The sequence below is a fragment of the Lysobacter sp. 22409 genome (genome assembly GCF_052045105.1).
GTDB lineage: Bacteria > Pseudomonadota > Gammaproteobacteria > Xanthomonadales > Xanthomonadaceae > Lysobacter > Lysobacter antibioticus_B.
This window is the reverse complement of sequence record NZ_JBQEOE010000003.1, coordinates 146,718-162,441: the sequence shown is the minus strand read 5'-3', so window position 1 is coordinate 162,441 and position 15,724 is coordinate 146,718. Positions and strand designations below refer to the sequence as shown.

The window sequence follows — 15,724 nt, the reverse complement described above, 5'->3', positions numbered from 1 at the left end:
GGCCTCGGGCCGCGATCAATGAGCGCCTTAGCGGCCAGGCCGCGATTCAAGAGCGCCAGGCGGTCAGGCCGCCGCACCGCGCTTCAAGTCCAGAGCAGGCGCGCCCCGCGTTCGCGCAGCCAGGCGTCCATGCGCGCCGACAGCAGCAAGTCGCCGGCCGCCAGCAATTCGCCGTCGGCGCTCGACAGCAAAGGCAGGCGGCGCCGCTCCCACGGCGGCACCCCGAGGTCCTGCAGTACTTGCTTGAGTGCATGGCGATGGCTGCGCCCCGGCAGGGCGATGCGCTCGCCGCCGCGACGGCCGTGGGCGAGACAGGGCGCCTGGAAGCGGTCGGCGCCGTACAGGCGCCACTCGCCGCCATCGGGCAGCGGCAGTGCATGGCGGCCGTCCCATTCGACCTTCCAGTCCTCGGCCAGGGCCGCGCGTTGGCGCTCGACGTGCAGCAGATCGCGCCAGGCGCGCACGACCGCACCGTGCCAGGCGAATTCGGCTTCGGCGTCGGCGCGCGCGTCGAGCAACTGCGATTCGATCTGCGCCACGCCTTCGGCCGGCAACGGCGGCAAGCCGAGCGTGGCGACCCAACGCCGCAGCACGCGCGCGCGGCGCGCGCTCGGCAGCGCGCGCAGGCCCAAGCGCGATAGCGCCTGCGGATCGAGGCTGCGCACTTGGGCCAAGGCGATCGCATCCTCGCTGTCGAGCAATTCGGCGGCTTGCGCGTTCAAGCGGGCGGAGGTGGCGAAGGCGGCATCGGCTTGCGGCCAGCGTTCGCGCAACGCGGGCAACACGCGATGGCGCAGGAAATTGCGGTCGTAGCCGTGTTCGTCGTTGCTGGGGTCGTCGATCCATCGCAACCGCTGCGCCGACGCATACGCCTGCAAGACTGCGCGCGGCAGATTCAGCAGGGGCCGCCATAGCCTGCCGCGGCCGCAATCGCGCCAGGCGCGCATCGCCGCCAGTCCGTCCGGCCCCGAGCCGCGCAACAGCCGCAGCAGCACCGTCTCGGCCTGGTCGTCGCGATGATGGGCGAGCAGCAGGGTCTCGCCTTCGCCCAGGCCGGCCGCGAAGGCGGCGTGGCGCGCGCGGCGGGCCGCGGCTTCCGGGCCGTCGCCGCCGGCGAGGGCAACCGATACCCGCGAAACGCTGAATTCCAGGCCGAGCCGGGCGCAGTTTTCGGCGCAATGGGCGGCCCAGGCGTCGGCCTGCGGATGCAGCCCGTGATGCACGTGCCAGGCGCGCAGGCCCTGCGCCCGGGCCTGCGGCGAAGCGGCCAAAGCGTGCAGCAGCACGGCCGAATCGAGGCCGCCGCTGTAAGCCACGCACAGCGGCGTCGGCGGCAATGCGGCCAGGGCTTGTGTGATCGCGTCGGCTGTCGGCGGGGGCATCGCGGCATGGTGCCATGGCGGCGGGACGCAGCAACCCACCGATGATGCTGCGCCGGCCGACGCAGGCGATTAACGTCGTTTCTCCACATTCATAGCAGGCAAACCACCGTGTCCCGGCTTTTCGCTCCGCTGTCGCAACGATCGCTGAAGTTGCGCAACCGTCTCGTCGTGTCGCCGATGTGCCAGTACTCGGCCGTCGACGGGCTGCCGAACAACTGGCATCTGGTCCATCTGGGCAGCCGCGCGGTCGGCGGCGCCGGCCTGGTCATGACCGAGGCCTGCGCGGTGTCGCCGGAAGGCCGCATTTCCGCTGCCGACACCGGCCTGTGGAACGCCTCGCAGGCCGAAGCCTGGCACCGCATCACCTGCTTCCTGCGTTCGCGCGAGGCGGTCGTCGGCGCGCAACTCAACCATGCCGGGCGCAAGGCCAGCGTCGAAGCGCCATGGCTAGGCGGCAAGGCGGTGCCGGCCGACGCGGGCGGATGGACACCGGTGGCGCCATCGCCGTTGCCGTTCCGCGACGATTCGAGCCAGCCGCGCGAACTGCAGCCGATCGAGATCCGCACCGTGGTCGACGATTTCGCCGCGGCGGCGCAGCGCGCGCTGGATTCGTGTTTCCAACTGGTCGAGATCCACGCCGCGCACGGTTATCTGCTGCATCAGTTCCTGTCGCCGTTGTCGAACCGACGCGACGACCGTTACGGCGGCAGTTTCGACAACCGCACGCGCCTGCTGCGCGAAGTGCTGGCGGCGGTGCGCGAGGTCTGGCCCGAACGCCTGCCGCTGTGGCTGCGGATTTCCGCGACCGACTGGGCCGACGGTGGCTGGGACATCGAACAGAGCGTCGAGTTGGCGCGCATCGTCAAAGACCTTGGCGTCGACCTGATCGACGTATCCAGCGGCGGCCTGGTGCCGGATGCGCGGATCCCGAACGAACCCGGTTATCAGGTGCCGTTCTCAGCGCGGATTCGCCGCGAAGCCGGCATCGCCACCGGTGCGGTCGGTCTGATCACCGAAGCGGCGCAGGCCGAACGCATCGTCGCCGACGGCGAGGCCGATGTCGTGCTGCTCGCGCGGCAATTGTTGCGCGACCCGTATTTCCCGCATCGCGCCGCACGCGAACTCGGTACGACGACGCACGTGCCGGAGCAGTATCAGCGGGCTTGGTGAGGTTCGCGTTGCCGAGCTCGGCCTTGATGAGGTCGGCCTTGATGAGATCCGAGCTGCTGAAATCCGTGGCTGCGGCTCGCGCAAGCCGGCTTCACTGCGCCGGCTTGCAGGCGATGGGCTTGAGCCGTGTAAGTTGCCGCATCGGATCGCCGTCGATCGCGACCAGATCGGACTTGGCGAGGGCGAGGGCGAAATGCGTGCGGAAGTCGGCCGCATCGCAATAGGGGTCGATATAGCCCTCGGAGAAATTGAGGCTCAAAAGCGCCACGGTCTCTGCCTGGCTCAGGCCTTCTGCCGGCGCGCCGAAATAGGCTTGCGCTGCTTCGTCCAGGCCGGTGGTGCCACGCCCGTAATCGGCGTGCTCGAGCACCATGTCGAGCATGCGCGTCGCCGGCCATTCGCGGCTGAGCTTTATGGGCAATGCGAGGCTTTGAAAATGCCGGTCGTATGAACGCTGCTGAAGTGCTTCTGCGTTAGAACCGATGCCGCTGTCCTGGATGACAGGCGCCGTTGGCGGTTTCGATACCTGTTCGATCAGGTAATCCGTGGAGTAGGAGGCCATTTCAAGCAAGCGCAGATCGGCCGGGGTTTGTAACTCCACGCTCGGGTTGAACAGGTAACGCACGCTGATCGACGCAGCGGTAACCGGGTAGGTAATCGCATTGAATTTGCGTACCGAGATTTCGCCGCGGCCGCTCAACTGATTCCACAGCAGGGCCCGGGTGGCGTCAGGGTATTGCTGGCTCGGGCCCGGCAGTTGCCCGGGCAGACCGCGCGCGCCGTACCAATAGAGGCCTTGCAGGAACAGGCATAGCGCAGCGACCAGGGCGAATGCGCCGCCGAGCAGCCATTTGATCAGGACTTCCATGTCCGCAGTTCCGGGTTCGCTGGGTCAGGCCGCTTCGTACGCGCCGTAGCCGCGCAGGCGCTCATAACGGCGCTGCAGCAGATCTTCGATCGGCAACGGTTCCAGCGCGTCGAGTTCGTTGAGCAGCACGGCCTTCAGGCGCGTGGCCATCTGTTTGGGATTGCGGTGGGCGCCGCCGATCGGCTCGCGCACGATCTTGTCGATCAGGCCCAGCTCGTACAGGCGCTTGGCGGTCAGGCCGAGCTGTTCGGCCGCGTCCTTGGCCTTCTCGGCGGTCTTCCACAGGATCGAGGCGCAGCCTTCCGGGGTGATGACCGAGTAGGTGCTGTATTCGAGCATCAGGGTGCGGTCGCCCACGCCGATCGCGAGCGCGCCGCCGGAGCCGCCTTCGCCGATCACGGTACAGATCACCGGGATCTTCAGTTCGGCCATTTCCAGCAGGTTGCGCGCGATCGCCTCGGACTGGCCGCGCTCTTCGGCGTCGATGCCGGGCCAGGCGCCGGCGGTGTCGATGAAGGTCAGCAGCGGCAGATGGAAACGCTCGGCCAGCTTCATCAGGCGCAGCGCCTTGCGGTAGCCCTCCGGACGCGGCATGCCGAAGTTGCGCTTGATCTTGCTCTTGGTGTCGCGGCCTTTCTGGTGGCCGATGATGACCACGCTGCGGCCGGCGATGCGGCCGAGGCCGCCGACGATGGCGGTGTCGTTGGCGAAGGCGCGGTCGCCGGCCAGCTCCTGGAACTCGTCGCACATCACCCGGATGTAATCGAGGGTGTAGGGACGCGCCGGGTGGCGGGCCAGCTGCGAGATCTGCCACGAACTCAGGTCGCGGAAGATCTGCGCGGTGCGCAGGCGCAGCTTGTCCTGCAGGGTGTGGATTTCGGCGTCGATGTCGACGGCCGGGCCGCTGCTGGCGTGGCGCAGTTCCTGGATCTTGGCTTCCAGGTCGGCGATGGGCTGCTCGAAGTCGAGGTAATTCGGATTCATGCTCGGGCCGTTGGCCGGGTTGAGGCACAGTCTAGCCCAGGGCGGGGGACCGTACCGAGAGGCATGGGAAAGGACGGAGGCGAGAAGCGAGAGCGAGAAGCGAGAGCGAGAAGCCGTCTTTACTCGCTCCTCACTCCTCGCGGCTCATTTCTAGCTCTGAGCCCAGGGCTTCGACAGGGTCAGCTTGACCGCCTTCACGCCGGGCTGCGCGCGCAGGGTGCCGACCAGGTCGGCATCGACGCGCACCGACTGGGTGCCGTTGAGGTCGAGCATGCCGGCGGCGCCGTCGCGCAGCAGATCCAGGCGGATCGGGGTCGGGCCGGGTCGCTGCTTGGCGAGCAGGGCGTCGACGCGCTGCCAGGTGCCGGGCACGCGCAGGTCCAGCCGCATCGACAGGCGCTGGGCGTGGCGCGAACACACCTGCGCGTAGTCCCAGCAGCGCGCCGCGCGCAAGGCGAAGCCGCCGCTGAAAGCGTCCTCGCGCAGGCCGCCCTGGATCACCAGCAGGCGGTCGCGGGCCAGCATCGAGGCGAACTCGCTGTAGGTCTCGGAGAAGAACGCGCACTCCAGGCGGCCGCGGCCGTCCTCGATCTGCACGAACATCTGGCTGTCGCCTTTCTTGCGCAAGCCGACCACCTGGCCGGCGACGATCACTTCCAGTTCCGGGCGCCAGCCGCTGCGCGCGCTTTCCGGGCGTTTTTCCCAGATGCCTTCGAGTTCGCCCAGGTCGGTGCCGACCAGGCTGCGCAACTCGTCGCGGTACGGATCGAAGGGGTGGCCGCTGAGGTAATGGCCGAGGGTGTCGCGCTCGCCGTGCAGGATTTGCGCAAGCGGCCATTCGTCGGCCTGCGGCAGGTCCAGATGCAGCGCCGGTGCGGCCGCCTCGAAACCGCCGAACAGCGAAACCTGGCCAGCGGCGCGTTCCTTCGCGAGCTGGTCGGTGGCCTTGAGCACTTCCGGCAACTGCAGCATCAAGGTCGCGCGGTTGCGGCCAAGGCCGTCGAGCGCGCCGGCATGGGCCAGCGCTTCGAGCGCGCGGCGGTTGAGCTTGCCGGTGTCGACGCGCTTGCAGAAATCCAGCAGGTCGTCGAACGGGCCGGCACGGCGCGCTTCGACGATCGCTTCGCAGACGCCGCGGCCGACGCCCTTCACCGCGCCGAGGCCGTAACGGATCGTATTGGCGTCGATCGCCTCGAACATGTAGTCCGATTCGTTGACGTGCGGCGGCAGCACGGTCAGGCCCATGACCCGCGCTTCGTCGAGGAAGTTGACGACCTTGTCGGTGTTGTCCATGTCCGACGAACAGGTCGCGGACATGAATTCGGCGGGGTAGTGACGCTTGAGCCAGCCGGTCTGGTAGGCGACCAGCGCGTACGCGGCCGAGTGCGACTTGTTGAAGCCGTACTCGGCGAACTTCTCCATCAAGTCGAAGATCGGGCTGGCCTGCTTGGCCGGGATGTTGCGCTCGGCGCAGCCGGCCTCGAACTTGGCGCGCTCCTTCGCCATTTCCTCGGGCTTTTTCTTGCCCATCGCGCGGCGCAGCATGTCGGCGCCGCCCAGCGAATAGCCGGCCAGGACCTGGGCGATCTGCATCACCTGTTCCTGGTAGACGATGACGCCGTAGGTCGGCCCCAGCACCGGTTCCAGGCTGTCGTGCGGGTAGGTGACCTCGGCGTTGCCGTGTTTGCGGTCGACCCAGTCCTTGTCCATCCCTGAGCCCAGCGGGCCGGGACGGAACAACGCGGCGAGCGCGATGATGTCTTCGAAGGTGTCGGGCTTGGCGCGCTTGAGCAGCTCGCGCATGCCGCGCGATTCGAACTGGAACACCGCGACCGTGTCGCCGCGCGCGAACAACTCGTAGGTGGCCTGGTCGGTCAGCTCGAGCGCGGTGATGTCGAGCGGTTCCTGGCCTTCGCGGGCGCGGCGCTTGTTGATCGCGCGCACCGCCCAATCGATGATCGTCAGCGTGCGCAGGCCGAGGAAGTCGAACTTGACCAGGCCGACGGCTTCGACGTCGTCCTTGTCGAACTGGGTCACCGGGCTCTTGCCTCGGCCCTCGCCGTCGTGTTCGGCGAACAGCGGGCAGAAGTCCGACAGCGGGCTCGGCGCGATCACCACGCCGCCGGCGTGCTTGCCGGCGTTGCGGGTCAGGTCTTCGAGCTCGCGCGCGAGATCGAGCAGGTCGCGCACGTCGTCTTCGCTGCGGTAGCGCGCGATCAGTTCGCTGGAGGCTAGCTCCGGGTTCTTGATCGCCGCTTCCGACTCGCCCAGGGCGTCGTCGAGCGAGATGCCCAGCGTGTTGGGAATCAGCTTGGCGATGCCGTCGACGAAACCGTAGGGATGGCCGAGCACGCGGCCGGCGTCGCGCACCACCGCCTTCGCCGCCATGGTGCCGTAGGTGATGATCTGGCTGACGCGGTCGCGGCCGTACTTCTGCGCGACGTAGTCGATGACCTCGTCGCGCCGGTCCATGCAGAAGTCGATGTCGAAGTCGGGCATCGACACGCGTTCGGGATTGAGGAATCGCTCGAACAGCAGGTCGTAGGGCAGAGGGTCGAGATCGGTGATGCCGAGCGCCCAGGCGACCAGCGAACCGGCACCGGAACCGCGGCCCGGACCGACCGGGATTTCATGATCCTTGGCCCAGTTGATGAAGTCCGCGACGATCAGGAAGTAGCCGGGGAACCCCATCTTGATGATGACGTCCAGCTCGATTTCCAGGCGTTCGTCGTAGACCTCGCGGGTCTTGCCCGGCGCCAGCGGATTCTTTTCCAGGCGCTTGATCAGGCCTTCGCGCGATTGCGCGCGCAGCCAGGATTCGATGGTGTGCTCGTCCGGCACCGGGAAGTCCGGCAGCGCGTACTCGCCGAGCTTGAGCTCGACGTTGCAGCGCGTCGCCAAGGCCAGGGCGTTGTCGACCGCGTCGGGCACGTCGGCGAACAGCTCGCGCATTTCCTCGGTCGACTTGACGTACTGCTCGGCGCTGTAGTCGCGCGGGCGCTTGGGGTCGTCGAGCACCCGGCCGGAGGCGATGCACACGCGCGCTTCGTGCGCCTCGTAGCCTTCGCGGTCGAGGAAGCGGGCGTCGTTGCTGGCGATCAGCGGCAGGCCGCGCTTGCTCGCGGCCTGCATGGCGAAGGCGTTGAAGGCCTCCTCGCCGTCGCGCTGGCTGCGGGTCAGTTCCAGGTGCAGGCGGTCGCCGAACACGCCCTGCCAGTCGACCAGCCAGGCATGGGCGAGTTCGACCCGGTTGCTGGCGGCGAGACGGCCGGCCAGGCTGTGGCGGCCGGCGAGGGCGAACAGGCCCTGGTTGTCTTCGCGCAGCCATTCCGGGCGCAGCACGACGCCTTCGGTGCGGTGGCCTTCCATCCAGGCGCGGCTGAGCAGGCGCGACAGGGTCAGGTAGCCGCCGCGGTCGCGGCACAGCAGGGTCAGGCGCGAAGCGGTCTCGTTGCCGTCGGCCAGGCCGACGTCGGCGCCGATGATCGGCTTGATGCCGGCGCCTTCGCAGGCCTTGTAGAACTTGACCGTGGCGAAGAGGTTGTCGATGTCGGTCAGCGCGACGGCCGGTTGGCCGAGCGCGACGCAGCGTTTGACCAGTTCGCCGATACGGATCGTCGAATCGGCGAGCGAGTATTCGCTGTGCAGGTGAAGATGAACGAATGGAGCGGACATGCGTACCGTTTCTGCGGCCGTACCGGGTGGATTCAAGCCGTGGGACGGCAAGCGGATTGCGTGCCGAACAGCAGGGTATCAGCCCGGTGGCCGGCGGCAAGCCTTGACAGGCTTGGATGGCCGCCCAGAGGTCGATCTCGCCGGGTTGCGACAAGGCCGTATTCGGTCGGCGGAGGGACGGTATCGCCTGCTGTTCAAGGGCCCGGTCATGGGCCCGTTGATTGGTCCGTTACTCGGCCGTTATTCGGCACCGTGGCGGCGCCGGCGAACCGGGCGCCGATGGCGGGCATCGGTGCCGATTCGTCGCGCCGGCGGGCCGGCCGGCGCTCAGGCGATCCGGAACACCGGTTCGGGCGAGCGTCCGTTCGCGTAGTGGCTGTCGTTGACCCGGGCGTTGTGCTGCAGCAGCGACAACTCGGCGATGCGGTCGCGGACCCAGGCCGCGCGTTGCTCGGCGTCGTCGCCGCTGGGGTGCTCGATGCGCCGGTAGATGCAGAAATCGCGGTAGTCCTCGGCCTCGGCGGCGAACGCCGGCCAGGTCAGCTCGATCAGCAGCACATCGTCGAGCAGGCCGAGCAGGGGCACCTTGTCCGGGATCAGGTCCTGGTCGTTGTCGACGTAGGCGAACAGCTTGGCCAGGCGCGCCTGCATCGCCGCGTCGCTGTCCCAGGCCGGGTCGGCGGCCATCGCGCGCAGGTCCAGCAGGCTCTGCATGCGCTCGTCAACGACGCGGCGGGCTTCGCTGGCCGGCAGCGCCGCCAGCCAGCCGGCCAGGCGCTGCAGGCGCGCGGCGTCGACGCGCGCGGCATCGGGGTGCAACTCGTGCACCAGGGCATCGAAAGCGGCGATCGCGGCGGGGGTGATCGCCATAGCCGGCTCGTAGCCGACGCGGTTGTGCGGCAGGGCGCTATCGCGCTCGAACGGCAGCGGCTCGGAAGTCGGAGTGGGATGAGGCATGCGCATGAAACACCTCGCGTCCGGCCGGATAAGAAGGGCGGGATGCGCGCCGCGGGCCGGAGGCGACGCGAACCTGGAGAGCTTGCGAATTCACTCTGCGCCTGACGGCAGTGTGGGCGCGCCGGTATGAAGTCGTTGTGACCACTGGCACGGGATGCGTATTCAGCTGATGGGCGGTCGCGGTGGCGGGAACTTCGGCGGTGTCGTCGGTTTTCGGCGGGGCCGTTGCTTCAGGCGTAGGAGCGGCGCGAGCCGCGACCGCATTTTTAACGGTTGCGGCGTTGTTCTCGGAGATGCGGGAACGTCTCGGCGTCGTTGTTTTTCACGATGCGCGGTGTTTCTCACATTGCATGAGGTTGCGGTGCGGCGTGCGGTTGCGCGGTCGCGGCTTGCGCCGCTCCTACCCTGGAGGAGCGTAGCTATCGCCGGGCTGTTGCCGTTGCTGTGCGTCGTTTCGCACTCGCGAAGGCAATCGAAGACCCGCAGGGCGGCGCGCAGGGATGCGCGCCGTTTTTCATCGGGACAGGGATGTCCCGTATGAAAAAGCCCTGCGTCGGCATCGAACGTGCGGGCTTGTGATTCAAAACAAAAGCATTTTTCTTTGGTTACTTTTGACCGAAGGGAATCCAGGCGGACTTTTGTTGCTTTAGACAAAAGAAAGTTACCCGCCGCTTTAGTGGTGGAAGCTCTTAGCGTTTGATCTTGTTTCTTTAGAAGCCTGAGTAAGAGCAGAGCTTCCGCCCGCTACGCGGCCGGGTTACTTTCTTTTGCTAAGCCCAAAAGAAAAGTAACCAAAGAAAAGGGCTTTCCTTGCAAGGGCACAGGCCACGAGTGCGATGCTAGTGCCGGGATTTTTCGATAGGACATCCTTGTCCTATCGAGTCATCCCTTTTTAAGGGCTGGGCGCACGTCCTGTGCGCCGCCCTCCGGGTCTCCAGGTGTTCTCGCGAGCTCGGTACTGCGCCAAGCTTTCACGGCAACGGCAACGGCAACGGCAACGGCAACGGCAACGGCAACGGCAACGGCAACGGCAACGGCAACAGCCGGGGTAGGTCGTCGTTGCTCTTGGGTAGGAGCGGCGCAAGCCGCGACACGAAACTACGTTTGCGTCGTCGTTACGGCCGGCTCGTATCATCCGGCCGCTGAAGATCCACTGCCACGTCATTACGTCAAAGCGTGTCCGGCAGCGACATCAATCCGCCAACACCGGCTCCACGCAGCCGTCGTAATAGATCAACTGCCCCAGCAGCGGGAAATCGGCCTGCGAAAAAAACCGTAGGCGGCCGTCGTCGTCTTGCGCTTCCCAGGACACGATGCGCGGCCCGAGTGCGCGCGGCATCGGCAGGGGGCCGAAAGCCCAGCCGGCGAAATCCCAGTGCAATCTGCCGGCTTCGGAACGCAAGGCGAAACGAAAGCGGAAGGCGCCGAACTGCTCGGCCAGGAAGCGGCCGTCGCGGCTCGGTGCGAACGACGAGGAAAAATCGCGTTCGCCGAAGCGGCGGTGCCAGTGCTCGCGGCCGCCGCGTTCTTCGATGCGCAAGGACACGCGCACCTGTTCGCCCGGCACCGGGAAGCCGAACCACCAGCGCACCAGTCGCGCGAGGGGATGGCCGGCGCCGCGCACCACGGCTTCGCCACGGTAATGGGCCGGGCCGCGCTGATGGAAGTCGCGTACTGCCGGGGCCAGGCCGGCGCGGGCGTCGTCGTCGAGCAGACGCGCGAATACCGGGGGCGCCGCGGGGTTCGCGCTTGCGCTGGGGACACTCAAAACAGCGACAGGTTTTCGTAGGCCGTGCGCACCGGCGCGAAGCTGCGGCGGTGATGCGGGCAGGGGCCGTGCGCGCTCAATGCCGCCAGGTGCGCGGCGGTCGAGTAACCCTTGTGTTGGTCGAAACCGTATTGCGGGTAGCGCTCGTGCAGGCTGCGCATCATGCGGTCGCGCGCGACCTTGGCCAGGATCGAGGCGGCCATGATCGCCGGTTCGGTGGCGTCGCCGCCGATCAGCGCTTCGCCGCGGCAGGGCAAGCCCTGGGGCAGGTGGTTGCCGTCCACCCGCACCAGGTCGGCGACCGGCGCCAGGCCGATCACCGCCCGGCGCATGCCGGCCATGGTGGCCTGGAAGATGTTGATCCGGTCGATTTCCTCGACCTCGACGAACTCGATCCGCCAGGCCAGGGCGCGCTCCAGGATCAGCGGGTACAGGGCCTCGCGGCGGGCCTCGCTGAGCTTCTTGGAATCGTCCAGGCCGTCGATGCGGCGGCGCGGGTTGAGGATCACCGCGGCCACCGAGACCGGCCCGGCCAGGGGGCCGCGGCCGGCTTCGTCGACGCCGGCGATCAGCCGCGGCTTGGCCCGCGCGCGCAGCGGTTCGCTCGCGACGACGGCGGTGTCGGCGAGGTCGAGCGATTCGGTGGTCACGGCGAGGGACTCATGCAGGAGCATTCTCGCCGATCAGCTCGAGCACGGCATCGGCCGCGCGCGCCGAGGCGTCGCGCTTGAGTTCGAGATGGATGCGCTGGAACCTCGGCAGCAGCGCGGCCGCGGCCTGCGGGTCGCGCAGCCAGCGCAGGCAGGCGCCGGCGAGGTTTTCCGGGGTGCAGTCGTGCTGCATGAGTTCGGGCACCACCGCTTCGCCGGCGAGCACGTTCGGCAAGGCGTAGTGGTCGACCTTGAGCATGCCCAGGCGCTTGACCACGGCATAGGTCAGCGGCGCGACCTTGTAGCCGACCACCATCGGCCGCTTGGCCAGCATGGCTTCGAGGGTGGCGGTGCCGGAGGCGAGCAGCACCGCGTCGCTGGCGACCATCACCGTGCGCGCGCCGCGATCGACGATGCGCAGGGCGCGGCGCAGGCGTTCGCCGTCGGGATGGGCGGCGAGGATGCGCTCGAACGCCGCGCGCGAGGGCGCGTTGGCCATCGGCGCGACGATGCTCAGGCGCGGCTCGGCGGCCAGCACCAGCGCGGCGGCGCCGAGGAAATCGCCGGCCAGGCGTTCGATCTCGCCGACCCGCGAACCCGGCAGCATCGCCAGCACCGGCGCCTCGTCGTCGAGACCGAGGTTCATGCGCGCTTCGTCGCGATCGGGGTGGATCGGCATTTCGTCGGCGAGCGGATGGCCGACGAAGCGTGCATCGACCTCGTGCCTGGCGTAGATCGGCGGTTCCATCGGGAACAGGCACAGCACCCGGTCGGCGCTGCGGCCGATCTTCTCGGCGCGCTTCTCGCGCCAGGCCCAGACCGAGGGGCTGACGTAGTGCACGGTGCGCACGCCGCGCTGCTTGAGCCAACGCTCGACGCCGAGGTTGAAGTCGGGCGCGTCGATGCCGATGAAGGCGTCGGGCTTCCAATCGAGGATGCGCTGGCGCACGTCGCGGCGCAGGCGCAGCAGGCGCGGCAGGTGTTTGAGCACTTCCGACAGGCCCATCACCGCCAGTTCGTTGGCGTCGAACCAGGTGTCCATGCCGGCCGCGCGCATCTGCTCGCCGCCGATGCCGACGAACTCGGCGCCCGGATGGCGGCGCTTGAGTTCCTCGATCAGGCCGGCGCCGAGCAGGTCGCCGGAGGCTTCGCCGGCGATCAGGGCGAAACGCAGCGGCGGCGGGGGCGGGGCGGGGAAGATTTCGTCGATCGGAGCGGGGGCGGGCGCGGCGGCATTCATCGGGGGAAAGGGCGCTCTTAGGAGTGACGTTCCTGGAAGTGACGCTCCAGTTCGAGCCGGTACTGGGTTCGATCGAACACGAACCGCAGCGGAGCGGCGGGAGAGAACGAGGGCGGCGCCGCATTCTCTTCCTGAACATTCTCGCCCGAATCCGGCCCGCACATGGGGCCATCATCGTCCTCCCGGGTCACTTGCTGCCAAACGACGTGATCGCCATCAAATTCCAGGGCGCAAGAGATCACCCCGCAGTAGTCGCTGCCGCAGTGGCAGCGATAGAGCACCAGCCGGCCCGAGCCGAGCTGGTTGTGCGCCGGTTGCAGGGCGAGGAACGCGGCGCGGCCGCGTTCGGCCAGCGCCGGCGGCAAGGCGGGATCCAGGTCGGTATAGCTGTTGCTGAGATCGCGCGGCAGGCCGAGCCAGTGCGCGAGCGGACGCTCGTCGATGAAGAGTTCGGCGACTTCGGCCTGGCGCAGCGCACCGTCGATGTCGCAGGCGACGACGGTCCGGCCGATGCGCAGGCGCTGGATCGTCGCGGCCATTCCGGCGTCTCAGCGCAGCAGCGGGCGGTCGCCGTTGCCGATGAAGTCGAGCAGGGCGCGCACGTCGGCGCTGCTCTCGGCGATCTCGTCGAGCTTGCCGCGCGCTTCCTCGAGCGAGGCGCCGGACACGTACAGGGCGCGGTAGGCGCGCTTGATCGCGCCGATGCGCTCGGCGTCGAAGCCGCGGCGCTTGAGGCCTTCGCTGTTGATGCCGCGCGGGCGGCCGTAGCCGTCCTGGGCGACCATCACGAACGGCGGCACGTCGCCGTTGACCAGGGCGCCCATGCCGATGAAGGCGTGCGCGCCGATCCGGCAGAACTGATGCACGCCGGCGAAGCCGCTCATGATCACCTGGTCTTCGACGGTGACGTGGCCGGCCAGGGTCGAGTTGTTGGAGAACACGCACTGGTTGCCGATATGGCAGTCGTGGGCGACGTGGGTATAAGCCAGCAGCCAGTTGCCGTCGCCGATGCGGGTGATGCCGCCGCCGTTGCCGGTGCCGCGGTTGACGGTGACGAACTCGCGGAAGACGTTGTCGTCGCCGATGACCAGCTCGGTGCGCTCGCCGGCGAACTTCTTGTCCTGCGGGTCGCCGCCGATCGCGCACTGGGCGTAGAAGCGGTTGCCGCGGCCGATCCGGGTCGGGCCGTGGACCACGCAGTGCGGGCCGAACACGGTGCCGTCGCCGACTTCGACCTCGGCGCCGATATAGCAGAACGGGCCGACCACGACGCCGTCGCCGAGAACGGCGCCGGCCTCGACGAAGGCGGTGGGGTGGATCGTGTGGGTCGTGGCGCTCATCGCGTCACTCCTTGACCTCGGCGCAAAGGATCTCCGCGCACGCGGCCTGCTGGCCGTCGACGCGGGCGATACCGGTGTACATCGCCATGTTGCGGATGGTGCGCTTGAGGGTGACCTCGAGCTCGAGCTTGTCGCCCGGCGAGACCATGCGCGAGAAACGCGCACCGTCGATCTTGACCAGGTAGAACAGTCGGCCTTCGGCTTCGCCGCCATGCGAGAGCTGAGTGAGAATGCCGCCGACCTGGGCCAGGGCTTCGATCACGAGCACGCCCGGCATGACCGGGTTGTTGGGGAAGTGACCGTTGAAGAAGGGCTCGTTGCAACTCACGTTCTTGTAGGCGAGCACGCGTTTGTGCGCCTCGAACTCGACCACGCGGTCGACCAGCAGGAACGGGTATCGGTGCGGCAGCAGCTTCTGGATCGCCGTCACGTCGAGCGGGAGTTGCAGGGTCTGGCTCATCTTCTTGGTTCGTCCGTTATGCGCGTCCTGCGCGTTGAATCCGCCTTTCCTGTGCGGCCCCATCGTTGATTGGCTTGGATCGGCTGGTCGCTGGCGAACCGCGACAGCCGTGCCATTGTCCCGCAGTTTCCGCCCGCGGTGGAGCGGCGCCGTATGGTGCCCCGCGCCTAAGCGAACCGAATCGAAGCGCGCCGGCTCAGCCGTCCTCGCGGCCGCGCGGGGTGCGCCGGGCGATCGCGTCGAGCTGCTTGAAGCGCGCGGCGTTCTTGCGCCAGCTGCGGTTGTCCATCAGCGGCGTCCCGGAGGAGTACTCGCCGGGTTCGCGGATCGAACTGGTGACCAGGCTCATCGCGGTGATCACGACCTTGTCGCAGACCTCCAGGTGGCCGAGCACGCCGGCGCCGCCGCCGATCAGGCAGTAGCGGCCGATCTTGGCGCTGCCGGCCGCGGCCGAGCAGCCGGCCATCGCGCTGTGGGCGCCGATATGCACGTTGTGGCCGATCTGGATCTGGTTGTCGAGGCGTACGTCTTCCTCGAGCACGGTGTCTTCGATGGCGCCGCGGTCGATGGTGGTGTTGGCGCCGATCTCGCAATCGTCGCCGATCGACACGCCGCCGAGCTGGGGCACCTTGAGCCAGCGGCCGGCTTCCATCGCCAGGCCGAAGCCGTCGGCGCCGAGCACCGCGCCGGGATGGATCAGCACGCGTTGGCCGAGGCGCACGCGGGTCACCAGGGTCACCCGCGCGACCAGTTCGCTGCCGGCGCCGACCACGCAGTCGTCGCCGATCACGCAGCCCGGGCCGACGATGGCGCCGGCCTCGACGCGGCTGCGCGCGCCGATGCTGACGAAGGGGCCGATGTGGGCCTCGGCGGAGACCTCGGCGCTGGCATCGATCGCCGCGGAGGCATGGATGCCGGGCTCGCGCAGCGGGCGCGGCTCGAACAGGGCCGAGATCTTGGCGAAGGCGGAATAGGGATCGCGCGCGATCAGCGCAGTGCCGGCGTAGCCGACGGCATCGTCCTCGCGCATGACCACGATGCCGGCCTGGCTGGCAGCCAGTTGCGCGCGGTATTTCGGGTTGGCGAGAAAGGCGAGCTGGTCCGGGCCGGCCTTGGCCAGGGTGCCGACACCGCCGACTTCGGCGGCGCCGTCGCCGTGCAGGCCGAGCGCGTAACGCTCGGCCAGGGCCTGGGCTGTGTAGCGGGTGCTGTCCACGGTGCGGGCGGCCG

General features: G+C 68.3%; 13 protein-coding genes. 1 reads left to right on the top strand and 12 read right to left on the bottom strand.

What is annotated here, in order from left to right; genetic code table 11:
* Nucleotides 1-83 precede the first annotated feature (83 nt).
* Nucleotides 84-1,382: a tRNA lysidine(34) synthetase TilS gene (tilS, locus tag ACTJJK_RS02740; protein ID WP_440729397.1), complete on the bottom strand. Its 1,299-nt coding sequence runs from the start codon at nucleotides 1,380-1,382 to the stop codon at nucleotides 84-86.
* A gap of 108 nt (nucleotides 1,383-1,490) precedes the next feature.
* Here tilS and ACTJJK_RS02735 point away from each other — a divergent pair, with 108 nt between their 5' ends.
* Nucleotides 1,491-2,552 carry an NADH:flavin oxidoreductase/NADH oxidase gene (locus ACTJJK_RS02735; protein WP_440729396.1) on the top strand — a complete coding sequence of 354 codons (1,062 nt, stop codon included), beginning with the start codon at nucleotides 1,491-1,493 and terminating at the stop codon, nucleotides 2,550-2,552.
* Between the two features lie 91 nt (nucleotides 2,553-2,643).
* On the opposite strand, the gene ACTJJK_RS02730 is transcribed toward ACTJJK_RS02735, so the two are convergent.
* From ACTJJK_RS02730 to lpxD, 11 genes are all read right to left on the bottom strand, one after another.
* Complete coding sequence (locus ACTJJK_RS02730) at nucleotides 2,644-3,420, bottom strand: transglycosylase domain-containing protein (protein WP_440729395.1); 777 nt, start codon at nucleotides 3,418-3,420, stop codon at nucleotides 2,644-2,646.
* 24 nt (nucleotides 3,421-3,444) lie between these two features.
* Entirely contained in the window at nucleotides 3,445-4,404 is a 960-nt protein-coding gene (locus ACTJJK_RS02725) for an acetyl-CoA carboxylase carboxyltransferase subunit alpha (RefSeq protein ID WP_031372530.1), read from the bottom strand.
* Nucleotides 4,405-4,554: 150 nt separating this feature from the next.
* Complete coding sequence (dnaE, locus tag ACTJJK_RS02720; RefSeq protein WP_440729394.1) at nucleotides 4,555-8,079, bottom strand: DNA polymerase III subunit alpha; 3,525 nt, start codon at nucleotides 8,077-8,079, stop codon at nucleotides 4,555-4,557.
* Nucleotides 8,080-8,406: 327 nt separating this feature from the next.
* On the bottom strand, nucleotides 8,407-9,042 hold the full coding sequence (locus tag ACTJJK_RS02715) for a hypothetical protein (protein WP_036148876.1): 636 nt from the start codon (nucleotides 9,040-9,042) through the stop codon (nucleotides 8,407-8,409).
* Nucleotides 9,043-10,228: 1,186 nt separating this feature from the next.
* Nucleotides 10,229-10,804 (bottom strand): DUF4166 domain-containing protein, encoded by a 576-nt coding sequence (locus tag ACTJJK_RS02710; RefSeq protein ID WP_440729393.1) that lies wholly within the window; start codon nucleotides 10,802-10,804, stop codon nucleotides 10,229-10,231.
* Complete coding sequence (rnhB, locus tag ACTJJK_RS02705; RefSeq protein ID WP_440729420.1) at nucleotides 10,801-11,400, bottom strand: ribonuclease HII; 600 nt, start codon at nucleotides 11,398-11,400, stop codon at nucleotides 10,801-10,803. The genes ACTJJK_RS02710 and rnhB overlap by 4 nt, the downstream gene beginning before the upstream one ends.
* A 64-nt stretch (nucleotides 11,401-11,464) precedes the next feature.
* On the bottom strand, nucleotides 11,465-12,694 hold the full coding sequence (gene lpxB, locus ACTJJK_RS02700) for a lipid-A-disaccharide synthase (protein WP_440729392.1): 1,230 nt from the start codon (nucleotides 12,692-12,694) through the stop codon (nucleotides 11,465-11,467).
* A gap of 17 nt (nucleotides 12,695-12,711) precedes the next feature.
* Nucleotides 12,712-13,233 (bottom strand): hypothetical protein, encoded by a 522-nt coding sequence (locus ACTJJK_RS02695; protein WP_440729391.1) that lies wholly within the window; start codon nucleotides 13,231-13,233, stop codon nucleotides 12,712-12,714.
* A 9-nt stretch (nucleotides 13,234-13,242) separates the two neighbouring features.
* A complete protein-coding gene (gene lpxA / locus ACTJJK_RS02690; protein ID WP_031370422.1) occupies nucleotides 13,243-14,034 on the bottom strand; it encodes an acyl-ACP--UDP-N-acetylglucosamine O-acyltransferase in 792 nt (263 codons plus the stop codon).
* A gap of 4 nt (nucleotides 14,035-14,038) precedes the next feature.
* Nucleotides 14,039-14,494, bottom strand: coding sequence for a 3-hydroxyacyl-ACP dehydratase FabZ (gene fabZ, locus ACTJJK_RS02685; RefSeq protein ID WP_031370423.1), 456 nt, complete (start codon nucleotides 14,492-14,494; stop codon nucleotides 14,039-14,041).
* A 196-nt stretch (nucleotides 14,495-14,690) separates the two neighbouring features.
* Nucleotides 14,691-15,710 carry a UDP-3-O-(3-hydroxymyristoyl)glucosamine N-acyltransferase gene (gene lpxD, locus ACTJJK_RS02680; protein ID WP_031370424.1) on the bottom strand — a complete coding sequence of 340 codons (1,020 nt, stop codon included), beginning with the start codon at nucleotides 15,708-15,710 and terminating at the stop codon, nucleotides 14,691-14,693.
* Nucleotides 15,711-15,724 lie beyond the last annotated feature (14 nt).